Below are 14,054 nucleotides of genomic sequence, written 5' to 3'. Positions count from 1 at the left end.
AAACCGTATATAATTTTTACTCTAAAAATATAAGTCATATCTTAATTGATATAATCAATTTTTTTCATACTCTGATTCAAAAACATATATTCCTATATATTTTTATTCTTAAAAATTAATACAAAAAACCGTATATAATTTTTACTCTAAAAATATAAGTCATATCTTAATTGATATAATAAAAAAGTAACCCATTAAAATAGGTTACTTTTTTATTATATATTAAATTATTATTTAATATCCACTATCTGCTAATATAATATCTACCATATAAAACATTTCTTCTATAGTCATTACATTTTTAGGGTTAGCATTTTTACTATCTTTATAAAATCCTATATCACCTGCTTTTATAAGGTTTGCCTGATATACTTTATTAGCATTTTTTATATCTTTATAAGGTGTTGTATTAATATTGCTTATAGCTTCATATTTAGCCTTTGTCTTCATCTCATAAAGTTTTACTAAGCTATTAATACCTGCTTCTCTCCCTACAACAGAACCTTGTAATAACATACCTGAGCGTTGTAATGATTGATAATCTTTATCTGATAAGCCACCATTTATAGATATTTCTCTTTTATCACTAGCTATACCTGCAACAATATTATTAAACTGTACAACAGATATAGGACTTTTCATATTTAAATTATTTAAATCTGTAAATACTATTTTACTATTAATACTTGTCATAAGGCTTAAATCATTATTAGCATTTATATTCGTTTGATTTACCCCATTAGAGATAGTTGTATATTTCCCCAATCTATTAGTCTTAACCGTATGTATACCTGTTTGGATACTATACGAAGATACTATTCTTTCCCAAACATTGTTATTAATATTTCTATATGCACCAACGCTAGTATCTAATGTTAGGCTTCTATTTTTAAGCTTTAACATTATGTCCATATTAGACCCTGTAAATGTAAGTGGTGTATACACTCCGTTGTTACTAAGTCCAATTTTTATATATTCTGGTGTTGTTGCATATATTTGGTTATGGTTTAAAACTGGTAAATTATCTGGATTTTGCATAATATCTATTGTAACCATTGCATTAGTACTTAATTTACCAACTTTTTTCACCTCAGAAGTATTTAAAAATGCTGGGTTTAGCTTAAATCTTGTTCCACCAGTTGTTATACTAAAGGATATTTTCCTTTGGTCAAATGCCGATATTATAGAATAAGGTAGCTCTACTCTTCTATTTTTTATCTCATACCCTTTATGCTTTGTAAGGTCTATGTTATAGTCAAACACTTTATTATTTATAAGTTTAGTTATAAATCTTTGGTCTACTAGGTTATCTGCGTTTCCATTTAAATCTGTTTTGTTAGAACGAAGCCTATAAGTTAATGTTTTTGTAATATGGTCATATACTATTTCAAAATCTTCCGTAGGTAATGGATATAAATCGTCTATTATATTACCGTCATAATCTCCTGTACCGTCTGTAGAAAAGCTAGTTCTATATTTATAAGTGTCTGTCCAGTCAGATTCTGCTGTTAAAACTCTATCACCTTTAGGCTCTATAGTTGGTATTTCTATTTGTATAGAATCTTTAAAATCACTATTGATAGATATTTCTACTATATAGCTATAAAGTTTTTCTATTTCTCCTTCTTGTCCTTTAGATACATATACTTTAGTTTTAGCTCTTGTATAATAGTATCTATTTGCAATAAGCTCATTAAATTTTACCATATACGTCTTTTTAATATTAGGGTCTAGCAAAGGCTCTGCTGTATCTTTATTCTCTGCTTTTGGGTCTTCTAGATAATCTTCTGGGTCTCTAAGCCATTCCAAAATTAAATATTTATCTGTAATAGGTTTATATTCCTTTTTATTACTAGCATTGTATGTAGCAACGCTTTTTTCTGATGCTAAGCCAAATCCACTTGGTGGTTGTGGTTTTGATATAGGATTAGTTTTTACATAGATAGGTGTTGACCAATCTGATGCTTTATCTGTCCCCTCTACAATAGCCCTAATCCAAATATAATACCCTGTGTCTGGAAAGAGTGGTTTTATATTATATTTTAAAAACTCCCTACCATCTTCTTTATTATAAGGTATTGACCCGTTTTTTATATCTTCACTACTAATAATTTTACTAGCTTGTGAAGGGTCATCTTTCATTATTTCGTCTACTGCTAGCTCATAAACTACCTTATTAGAAGTTTTTTCCCATTCTACCTCTATAGATATATCTGTTTTACCCACTTCATATAATCTAGGTATAACAGGCGTTATTTCTATTTCAGTATCTTCTGGTAATGTTGTAGCCAAAATATATGTAGGATAAGCATCTTTTCTACCATCTGTAAGTATTCTATAAGGTCTTAATAAAATAGCATACATTGTATTTTCTTTTAAATTACTTATTAAATATTCTGCATATTTTTCTTCTGTAAATGTAGGCCCTATTTTTTTCCATAAATCACTATTAGATTGTAATAAGTTTTCTATATATTTTTCATATCCACCGCTTTGTTCTATCTCATCAAAAGGTAAAACTATCATTTCATATTCTATATTTTTAGAATGTAAATCCATAGTTCTAAATAATAAACTATCTACACTAGCACCTGCATCTGAAAAAGCTTTTTTTGCATCTTCTATTGTTTCCTTATCATAAAACTCTATTATCTTATCTGTATCTTTTATATCCTTGCCATATACAAGTTTTCCATCTTTATTAATAGCTGCACTAGAATACCAAGTTTCTGTATCTACGTCATATACTTCTAGCCATTTTGTGTTCCATTGTATAGTAATTTCATTTTTAGTTATTACATCATTACCATTTTCATCTTTTTTAACCCTTAAAGGTGGCTTAGATAATGATTTTGGAGTTGATATATCTCCCATAGGTGGAACATATATTTGACTAATAGCAGGCATAGAAGATAAATCGCTTTCTTCCGATATAGGCTTTCTTGCAATTATCTTTATGTAGTAAACCTTATTTTCATCTATCGGTTTTTTAATAAAGCTACCGTCAATAGAAGTTGTTACATACTCTGTTATTTTATTATGAAAAACTTTATTCTTAACATTTGGTATTGTAGTTATTTCTAGTTCTTTTGCAGAAACTCTATCCATAATTTTAGGTAAAGATACTTTGTCTAAATTTTTCAAATTATCAGTTACCCATACATCATATACAACATTAGTATCTACAAAAAAACCAGTTTCATCTTCTAAAGGCTTTTCTTCTTCATTATAAGCAGGTCTTGTAAATGTATCCCAATATAAATCTATAATAGGAGAATTATTTTCCAAAATGTATTCTGGATAAATAACAGGTTTATTTGGTGTAACATTTACTATAGATGGGTCATACCAATTTACATCTGATTCTACTACAGTGTCACAAGTATTGTCTGTGTTTTTATCGTTTACTAGACAAACTTTAATTTTATAATAGGTAAGAGTAGACGGTTTTGATATCCTTAAGTAATTTATATTTTTAGCCGAATCTCCATATATTGTCCCTAAAACATTATTTATTTGGTCTTTTGTAGGTCCAGATAAAATCTCTATTTTATTAATTTTTACACCAGGTTTTGATATTAAATTTTCTACACCTATCCATTCTAACAAAAGATGGTCTTTTCCATCTTGGTATATATACAAAGGTATTGAAACATACGCATTATTTACTATGTACTTATTCTTTTTATTAAAACCAATTATTCTAGATTTATTATCTATCATTACTCTTGGTATTGTTGATGTTCTTATTTCTTGTCCATTATATATAGGCTCTACTTTAACAGAATAAATAGTAGATGGTGTAATTTTTTCACTTACTATTGTGTATGTAATCCTATCTACACCTGTATTTGGGTCTTTACTTCTTATTAGTTCAGGACTTTTAATATCCACTTGTACATTATTGTTAAACTGTGTAGGGTTAGAACCGTCTTGATAATAAATATTGTATCCAGTAAAAACATCTTTCCCTTTATAAGTAGGATTATCAAATGTAACCTCTAAAGCCCCTTTTTTACTGTCATACACATACCCTTTTGCATTTACTCTTATATCTGTCATAAAAAGAGCAGAACCTTCTGGTGTATATGGTGGGTAAATATTTTGCGTAGTACCATCATCTTTCTTGTGAGTATGATACGGTAATATTTCATATTCATATATACTACCATATTCAAGTTTGTCTTCGTTTACAGTAACCGTTTTTTTATCTACATCTGCTTCTTCTGCTTTATGTATACTACTATCATTTAAAGAAACATTTGTTCTTTTTATTTTAGCCTTTGTAGGTGGATTTTCACCCGTTCCCAATTCCCAATTAGCTGGGTTAGTCCAGTCTATTTTAAAAGAATATGCAGGAGCAACTTTATTATCCTCCGACACTATATTTGTTATATTAACATTTTTCTGTGGTGATGCCATTATGCTTAAAGGCATAACGCCAATAAGCATAACAACACTCATTAAAAAGCTAATATATCTTTTTATTAGATTAGCTCTCATAGAGTAAACCTCCTAAATACCTATCATAGTAGACATATTAACAAGACTTTGTAAAAACTCTTGTACTGTAATAGTACCTCTTGCATTCATATTTGGATTATTATAAATTCCTGTTTCAAATGCTACTTGTATAGATTTTTTGTAATTTTTATTTATATTTTTTATGTTACTAGTTAAATTATAATTTCTAATTTTTATACTTTCTATCTTTTTACCACTTCTCATTTCATACACTTTCATTGTAAGATAAACGGCTTCTTCTGATGTAATATTGCTATCCATATTTCTAGTAGTTAAAATAATACCTTTTGTTTTAAAGAATTGTGTAGGGTCTTGTGTTTTGCTAGCACCTGCAACTCTTGATAAAGAGCCTATAATAGCTCTTCTTGTCATAGGAGCTCTTAGGTTAATATTTCCATCTTTACCTAAAAAGTCATCTAATCCATATTTAACAACAATAGTATTAATTTTATCTCCATTAGGTAAATTTCCTGTTCCATTTATAACAATTTTTCTACCAGCAAATATATATTCTCCTGTTTCTTTAGTATGAATAGCCTTTTTACCTAAATAATCTCTAACGTCTACACTTACCCAACCACCTTGAGATTTTTTATATCCGCCAATGGCTATATCAAGTGGCAATGTATAGGTAAAAATAATATCTCCTGTTAAATATTGTATAGGTAATGTTTTTCTTGATAAATAGTTTATCTCTTTAGTTAATTTTTCACCAAATTTTACTTTAAAACTATCTACTATTTTTCCAATCTCTTGAACCATTATTTTGTTATCTGTTTTATCTTTAATAAGCTTTCCTATTTTATTTTTAACTTCTTTAGAAAACTCTTTTGTTTGCAAAAGTTCATTTATGTAATTTAGCATTTGTTGGTCATAATCTATTATAGGTTTTTTAGTACCTATTACGCTTACTTGAATTAAAGCAGAAGGTCCCATACTATCGGAGCCATTTACTACATACTTAACATTTTTAAAATCGACAGATATTTTAACAAAATAGTCCTTTATATCACTATCTTTAGAGCTAATTTCTGTGGCAATTTCTTTTATAACATCATTATCATAAGGGTTTATAGTTTTTGCACTAAAGATTACATCTGCACCGTTGTGTGATATTTTAAAGCCTTTATTTTGTTCAAAAGCTAATATAACTGCACTGGCAGGTAAGTAGTACTCTTTATAGCTACCCCCTTTACCATTTGCAAGTTCTATAATGCTATTGTTACTAGATGATATTATTTTATCAAAATATTGTGGTCTATAATACACTAATGTGTTAGAGCTTGTATCTTTCCCAAACCAGTATGATTGATTTTTTATTTCTTCAATTAAGTCTTTAAAATTAGTTTCCCAATTGTTTACATTTTGGTCGTAATCATTGTCATTATTATCAGAATCTGTTCTGTGCTCCACCTCATTAGAATAAATAGATGGTGCATTTAAAGGCTTATTAACCATTCTAACTCTTATAGTATACATAGTACCAGATTTTAGGCCTGTTATTTTATATATTATTTTTGTAGTCTTGCCGTCATCATTATCTTTAAATAAAAGTTTATCTTTAGGCATTGTTACATCTTCGCTCCAATCTCCTAAATCTTCTCTTAAAGAATACTGTAAATCATACTCTGTACCAATAAGACTTGGTTCCATTTTTGGTATATCAAAGCTTATAACAACTTCACTTTTTCTGTTAAATTCTGCTTTAGGCTCTACCCTAAGGTTAGTAGGCCCTTTTGTATTTTGTGTTGTAAACGTAAGTGGCACCCAAATAGAATAAACTTCATTATTTGTTTCATCTATTCTAACAGTTCTTATATAGTAAAAATATATTTGATTAGGCACTAGAGTTTTATCTTTTATATTACCTTCTGTACCCTCCCAACTAACGTATTCATACCTTTCTTTAGGTGCTTCTTCTTTAGAAAATTGTTTAGCTTCTTTGTCAAATTCATACAATTTTTTTTGGTCTGTTTTTAACCCATCTTTATTTTTTACATCTTTTAAATATTCACTTTCCCAAGTTTTTTCAAAACTATACTTAGATTTTAAGAAAGAATCTGGTAATTGTTCTCCTTTTGTTTTAATAAACTGGTATTCTAACCTAGATTTAGCCTGCTGTGCTTCTGGTAAATTGTCTTTTACTCTATCCCAAACTAAATTTACAGAATTTAATGTTACATCTTTTGCTTCAAATCTAGTAGGTGCTGGTGGCACTTTTTCATTTTCAGATGGATTTTGTGGATTTATTGTAGTAGCTGTAACTATATTTGAAAATTTAGAATAATCTTTACTCTTATCTAATGGAGTATCTACACCATTCTCTTTTTTATAAGGCGTAATAATAGTTTTACCTATAACATAATATGTTTCGTTCTCATCTAACCCTTTAAAATTTATTTTTTGGTTAGGTAGGTTTATATCTTGGTTTATACCGCTTATTTTAACAATACCTTTTGTCCTTAAAGTATTTATTTTATTATCAGTTTTAAAATCAACATCTAATCCATCAGCGGTCATAGGTCCTGTTACATTTAAGTCTTCTATTTTAGATTTTATACTATCTGGTATTTCCTCATCTTTTTTTAGCTTTAAAAGTTCATCAAATAAATCTTTATCTTGTGTAATATAAAAATCATAACTTATAGAATTTTTTGTAAGCATTCTATCTATGGTTTTTAACATAATTTCATTATATTTATACAGTAAATCTCCTTCGTTTTCATATTTTAATGTATCATATTGAATAGAGAAATTATGTTTAGTTATAGTTTCTTTTAAAACTTTTAAATTTTGTGGTTCTGGTACTGGAATCATCTCTACACCATCTAAAGTAAGATTTGTAGGTAAAGATACACCTGTTTTAAATGTTTCTTCTTTAGGCGGTTTTACATTTTTAAAAGTTATTTTATAAGTACCTTCAGTTGCTATAAAATATGTATTAGGATAAAACAAAATTGCATCAGTCTGATTTGTATTATTATTTTTATCTGCAACAGGTATTTTAAATTTTGCCTCTGCACTAACTATAGAATCTCTTGGATTTATTACTGTTTTTGCATTAAGAAGTTCTAAATTTTTATTTTTATACTTGTCAGATAATTGATGTGATATCTTTGTTAAATCATTTTTCTCATTAAATGTTAAATCTACACCTATAAATCCCTTTTTGGTATCTATACCATCTGGTTTTTCACCTTTATAAAAATCATATGTTATTTTTAATTTATTAGCATCATCATAATTTTTTAATAAATAATCTAAAGTTTCCTTAGATGCTATATCCCATTTTAAAGTTAAAAATAAATTTTCTTTTCCATTATCATCTTTAATTATACTAGAATTTAGTATTTCTAAATTTTTAGGAACACCAATACGTATATCTTGTTCAAATGCTTGATAATGTAAAACTTGAGATTTTAAAGTTATTTGTTTTTTATCATTATCAGGTGGATAAAAAGTAAAATCTATCCTAAAATACTTATCATTTGCATTTGCTATGTTCAAATCTATAGGGATTGATATTGTACTTTCTCCCTTATTTTTTTCTTCATATGTAAAAGCCTTAGTTAAATTATTATCATTTGTACCATCAAAAACAGTATAAAACCCATTTCTATTTTTAAAAGGTTGTATTTCTATATAAAAGCTTGATGGCCCTTTAGCTATAACTTTATATTTTAAATGTGTATATGCTGCCCCTAAAGGTAATATAACATTTTTAAATTCAAATGATTCGCTCTTACCATTTTGCCTTGCTGCCTCTACAGATACCTTATCATATATAATGCTAGGCTCTAAAGGTTTTAGCTTATTATCGGTACCTTGTTTATTATTTTTTAAAACTAAACTACATTTACCAGTAGCGGTGTCATATGTATAGCTCACTACTTTAATTTTATGAGTATCCATAGGCTTGGTATTATCAATAGTTATACCATCTTTGTTAGCAGCATATATATTAGGTATATAAAGTTTAAAACCTTTATCTTCAAATACAAAGTCAAACCTAACAGAAATATCTTTATTGGTTGTATTTCCATTCTTTAGATGTTCAAACTTTTTATTATTAGCAATATTCCATTCTTTTGGTGAATCAAACTCTATTTTCATACCTAGCTCATCATCACCTGGATATTCTGTAATAGGTCTTTTTGTTTGGTCTATTACATTTTTACCTTCTGCATTATTATTATCATTTGCATTAGCAAAAGGTGTTATTTTTGTACCACTAATACCTAAAAATATATTTTTAGTAATACTAGTATTATCAGGAGTAGCCAATTTAAAAGGATATATATTACCTAAAGTTGCCTGATTTGTAACAAATCTCATTTTATTATCTTCTGTCCATATAAATTTTACTTCATACCCTTGGTATTGAAAGGCAACACCAGCACCTTTAGATTTTAATATAAAATCAACAGATTTAGGTTTTCCGCTAGCATTAAAAACCTCCTTAAATACGATATTAGAATTAAGAACACTACTATTAGCCTCTACATATCCTACATTAGTTTTGTGTATTTTTAATGAATTTTTATTATTTATATCATTTTTTCCATTAACTTTATAAGAAACTTCTGCTTCATCATTACCTTTTTTATCTACCTCAAATGATATTTCTTGCCCATCAGCAATAGGAAATTCTAACTTGTATGTACCATTTTTTCCCATATCCCATTCTAAAAGAATTTCATCTAATTTACCAGTTGTCATATTTAGCTCATTATCTAAGGTATTTTCTTTATACCAACTAAACTTTTCATTATCTACTCTAGAATTTGCCTTATTAGCAGCAAAAACACTAAATGTAAAATTTGCTAAGGTAGCATTTAATACCATAACAACAAGCAAAAATTTTGCCATTATTTTTGTCATTTATTTACCCTCCTAAGTATATATTTATTAATTTTTAGTTATTTTTAGACATTACATATATTATATCGTAAAAATATGAAAAATAAAATAGTTTTTATAAAATTTATATTTGTATATTTTGTTAAAATACTAAAATATTTTACTAATTAAATAAAATGTATAAATATAAAAAGTTGATTTAAAATATTAAATATGGTATAATTAAGTTTAATTTATAATCTTGAGGTGAAAAAATGTATATTTTAAAACAAGTAAAATACGCCATATTACGATTTGATAAATACCCTGAGCTTTTAAAAACAAACCTTGCAAAAGTTATTTTTTATGCTCTATTTTTTATATTTTTATCAAATTTTACATACACTTCTTTTCCTTTTATAACATCTTATACAGAATCTAAAGGATTTGATAATTTTGTAAAAAACTATATACCTGATTTTACAACAAAAGATAACAAATTAGTTTTTGATGAATACTCTAAGGTGGATACCCCTTTAGACGTTACCTTTATTTTTGACCCAAATGAAAAAAACAACTATATAACAAATGAAGATAAAAAATATGTAGATAATATTATATTAAAAGTAACACCTACACATATTATATCTTCTCATTTAAATATAAATATAAAAATTAGTGATATGATAAAAATTTTTAATATATCAGAAAAATCTGATTTAGCAAATTTAAAACTTTTTATTTATATTTCAATAGGTATAACTTTTATATTTTTTATAATATCTTTTATAATATCAGATATATTTAGGCTTATTATATCTGCCTTATTTATTAGTCCTATTGCAAGATTTTACAATTTAAAGTCTAGCTTTTTGGAAATATTTAAACTTACTGTATATGTTAACACTCTACCTTTTATTTTAAAATTAATATTAATGCCTATGCCTATTTTTATATATATAGGCTTTATATTACTGTGTTTACATTTTATATTTAAATCTATACAAGAAAACATTAAAACAACACAAATAAATACTTATTAAGGTGATAAAAATGTACCCTATAAATCTATTAATAAAGCCGTCTTCTAGTAATTGTAATTTTAAATGTAAATATTGTTTTTATGAAGATATTTCAAAAAAAAGAGAAGTATCTTCATATGGTTTTATGTCATTAAACACACTAGAAACACTAGTAAAAAAAGCTCTTTCTTTTTCATCTTCACATTGTAATTTTATGTTTCAAGGTGGAGAGCCTACACTAATAGGATTGAATTTTTATAAAAAACTTGTAGAGTATGTAAAAAAATATAATACTAAAAATTTAAAAATATCTTATTATATCCAAACAAATGGATATTTTTTAAATGAAGAATGGGCAAAATTTCTATATGAAAATAATTTTTTAGTAGGTATATCTTTAGATGGTATAAAAGAAACTAATGATACCAATAGAACAACAAAAGAAGATATTGGTACATACGATATTGTATTAAATAGAATAAATCTTCTAAAAAAATATAATGTAGAATTTAATGTTTTAACTGTTATAACATCACAAGTAGCTAAAAATATTAATAAAATTTATAATTTTTATAAAGAAAATGACATAATATACCAACAATACATACCTTGTTTAAATAATATAGATGATATTAAACTTAAAGATTACTCCTTAACACCAAAACTTTACGGAAACTTTTTATGTAATTTATTCGATTTATGGTATAAAGATATAACAAGTAATAATTTTGTATACAATAGATATTTTGAAAATATTGTAGGTATGCTAAAAGGCTATCCTCCAGAAGCCTGTGATATGTCTGGTAGTTGTAACATACAAAATGTGGTTGAGGCAGATGGTAGCGTTTATCCTTGTGATTTTTATGTTTTAGACAAATATAAAATAGGAAATATTATAACTGATGATTTTATACAAATATATAAAAATATAGAAAGTATAAAATTTATAGAAACCTCATTAAAAGTAGAAGAAGCTTGTAAAAAATGTAAATGGATAAACTTATGTCGTGGTGGGTGTAGACGTAATAGAGATATTTCTTTAAATGGAAATTTATCTATAAACTACTATTGTGATGCTTATAAAAAATTTTTTGATTATACAATAGATAGGTTTTTAAAATTATAAATAAGTATATAAAAATAAGATATGATTTTATCATATCTTATTTTTATATTACAATAATATCTACATAATTTACAATATTTAAGTATAAAACTTTCCCATATTTATATATAAAATTATATTAATTTCAAGTTGTATACATAAATATTATTTATCTCTAAGCTGTGCTTGCAATTTTTCTTCTAACTCTTTTAATATTTTTTTCATAGGAGAATTAACTTCTTCATCTGTTAAAGTTTTTTCGTTAGACCTAAATAAAATGCTATAAGCTACCGATTTATAACCTTTTTCTATTTGCTCACCTTTATAAACATCAAATAGGTTAACACTTTCTAAAAGTTTACCACCTTTAGCTTTTATTATTTTTTCTATCTCTTTTACATTTATCTCATCTTTAACAAGCATAGCAATATCTCTTTGCATAGTTGGGAATTTTGGTAAAGGCTTATAATTTATATCAAAATTTGCAAGTTCTATTAGCTTATCTATATATAAAACTCCAAAGTAAACTTTAGTTTCTATATCATAATTAGATGCTATTTGTGGGTGTATCTCTCCTACATAGCCTATCTCTTCATTTTTTTCATCTGTTATAATAGCCGTTCTTCCTGGGTGCATATACGTTAAAGTTTCTAATGGGTTATATTCCACCTTTTCTACCATACCTAACTCATTAAAAACATTTTCAAATATACCTTTTGCATCATAAAAATCTACATTTCCATACATAGCAATAGTCAAAACTTCTCTCTCTTTTGGTAATTCTTTAAGTGGAAGCTCTTTTGGTAAATATATTTTACCTATTTCAAATAAATGTGCCTCTTTATTTCTTCTATTATAGTTTGTAGATATAGATGTAAGCATACCATTTAAAGTTGAAGTTCTCATTATGCTAAAATCTTCGCCAAGTGGATTTGATATAGAAACAGTTTTTCTAAGATAACTGTCTTTATCTATATTAAGTTTTTCAAAAACTTTAGGGCTTTCAAAAGAATAAGTTAAAGCCTCTCTAAGTCCACAAGAAACCATAGTATTTGTTATTTTTTCTATTATAGATTGTTTGTAAGTCTTTTTGCCTACTGTTGGTGTACCTGTTGATAAAGTTGCCTGTATGTTGTTATATCCATAAAATCTTGCAACTTCTTCTGCAATATCTGCCTCTGTTTCTAAATCTGGTCTAAAAGTAGGTATTTTAGCAGTTTTTCCATCTGCCTCTATCTCAACTAAAGCAAGTATATCTATAATCTCTTTTTCAGAAAGATTTGTTCCTAAAAGTTTATTTATTCTATCGCTATTATAAGGTACAGTCCAGCTTTCTCTTTTTTCTGGATAAAAATCTAAATATCCTTTTAAAACTTTTCCACATTTTAGCATATTTATCAACTGGCAAGCTCTATCTAACGCTAATATTGATAAATTAGGGTCTAACCCTTTTTCATATTTACTAGATGCATCTGTTCTAAGTCCTAACTTTTTAGCAGTAAGTCTTATATGAGTTCCGTTAAAATTAGCAGATTCTAAAAGTATAGTTTTAGTATCTTCTGTAACCATAGAGTTTTCTCCACCTATTATACCTGCAAGGTCTATTACCTTGTTTTCATCTTGTATAACAAGCACGCTTTCATCAAACTCTCTTTCTACTCCATCTAATGTAACAAGTTTTTCCCCTTTATTAGCATCTCTAACTATAAGTTTTTTACCTTCTATCTTATCATAATTGTATGCGTGCATAGGTTGGCCAAGCTCAAGCATAACATAATTTGTTATATCTACTATATTGTTTATTGGGCGTATACCTGCTGATGTAAGTCTATGTCTAAGCCATTGTGGAGATGGCTCTATTTTTACATCTTCTATAATACGACAAGTATATCTATGGCAAATATCATAATTTTTAATTTCTACATCTATCATATTATCCATAGATTTTTCTTCTTCTACAACCTCTATTTTAGGCATATTAAAAGGTTTTCTAAATGTTGCTGCTGCCTCTCTTGCAAGCCCTGTTATACTAAAACAATCTGGCCTATTAGATGTAATCTCAAACTCTACAACATCTTCTTCTATTTGTAAAATTTCTTTAACACAGCTACCAAGAGGATATTCCTTATCAAATATATATATACCGTGCTCTGGTGCTTCTGGATAATCGTTTCTTGTATACCCTAGCTCCTCAACAGAACAAAACATACCGTTAGATTCTACCCCTCTTAGCTTGCTTTTCTTAATTTTTAACCCCTGTGAAAGTGTAGCACCATCTAAAGCTGCTGGTACATATGCTCCTACAAAAAGGTTTGTAGCACCTGTTACTATTTGTATTGGTTCACCTTGCCCTATATCTGCTTTTACAACCACTAGCTTATCTGCATCTGGGTGTTTTTCTATTTCTAAAACTTTAGCTACAACAACTTTTGTTATATCTTTACCTTTATTTTCTACACTTTCTACTTTAGAACCAGATAAAGTCATTTCATCACAAAATGTGTTTACATCACAATCTATATCAACATAATCTTTAATCCAAGACATTGGCAAATTCATTTTTA

The 14,054-nt window shown here is 27.0% G+C and carries 5 protein-coding genes; 2 read left to right on the top strand and 3 right to left on the bottom strand.

Annotation, left to right across the window (positions count from 1 at the left end; translation table 11 throughout):
• Positions 1–234: 234 nt before the first annotated feature.
• Positions 235–4,503 (bottom strand): hypothetical protein, encoded by a 4,269-nt coding sequence (locus R5Z65_RS04395; protein ID WP_317367298.1) that lies wholly within the window; start codon positions 4,501–4,503, stop codon positions 235–237.
• A gap of 12 nt (positions 4,504–4,515) precedes the next feature.
• Positions 4,516–9,405 (bottom strand): fibronectin type III domain-containing protein, encoded by a 4,890-nt coding sequence (locus R5Z65_RS04390; RefSeq protein ID WP_317367297.1) that lies wholly within the window; start codon positions 9,403–9,405, stop codon positions 4,516–4,518.
• Positions 9,406–9,638: 233 nt separating this feature from the next.
• On the opposite strand from R5Z65_RS04390, the gene R5Z65_RS04385 reads away from it, so the two are divergent.
• Both R5Z65_RS04385 and R5Z65_RS04380 read left to right on the top strand, forming a co-directional pair.
• Positions 9,639–10,406, top strand: a complete 768-nt coding sequence (locus tag R5Z65_RS04385; RefSeq protein WP_317367296.1) for a DUF1189 family protein — start codon at positions 9,639–9,641, stop codon at positions 10,404–10,406.
• A gap of 10 nt (positions 10,407–10,416) precedes the next feature.
• The gene (locus R5Z65_RS04380) at positions 10,417–11,511 is read left to right on the top strand and encodes an anaerobic sulfatase maturase (RefSeq protein ID WP_317367295.1); all 1,095 of its coding nucleotides are present in this window, start codon (positions 10,417–10,419) and stop codon (positions 11,509–11,511) included.
• A gap of 144 nt (positions 11,512–11,655) precedes the next feature.
• On the opposite strand, the gene pheT is transcribed toward R5Z65_RS04380, so the two are convergent.
• Positions 11,656–14,049: a phenylalanine--tRNA ligase subunit beta gene (gene pheT / locus R5Z65_RS04375; protein ID WP_317367294.1), complete on the bottom strand. Its 2,394-nt coding sequence runs from the start codon at positions 14,047–14,049 to the stop codon at positions 11,656–11,658.
• Between the last annotated feature and the right edge of the window lie 5 nt (positions 14,050–14,054).

This window comes from uncultured Tyzzerella sp., assembly GCF_963558545.1.
Classification (GTDB): Bacteria; Bacillota; Clostridia; order Lachnospirales; family CAG-274; genus Tyzzerella.
Note: the sequence above shows the minus strand (reverse complement) of the source record. Positions and strands in the feature narration are given on the sequence as shown.

Bases quoted from the DNA above. Each gene is read 5' to 3' on its own strand.
- R5Z65_RS04385 (WP_317367296.1), top strand. From the start codon at position 9,639: ATGTATATTTTAAAACAAGTAAAATACGCCATATTACGATTTGATAAA.
- R5Z65_RS04395 (WP_317367298.1), bottom strand. From the start codon at position 4,503: ATGAGAGCTAATCTAATAAAAAGATATATTAGCTTTTTAATGAGTGTT.
- pheT (WP_317367294.1), bottom strand. From the start codon at position 14,049: ATGAATTTGCCAATGTCTTGGATTAAAGATTATGTTGATATAGATTGT.
- R5Z65_RS04380 (WP_317367295.1), top strand. From the start codon at position 10,417: ATGTACCCTATAAATCTATTAATAAAGCCGTCTTCTAGTAATTGTAAT.
- R5Z65_RS04390 (WP_317367297.1), bottom strand. From the start codon at position 9,405: ATGACAAAAATAATGGCAAAATTTTTGCTTGTTGTTATGGTATTAAAT.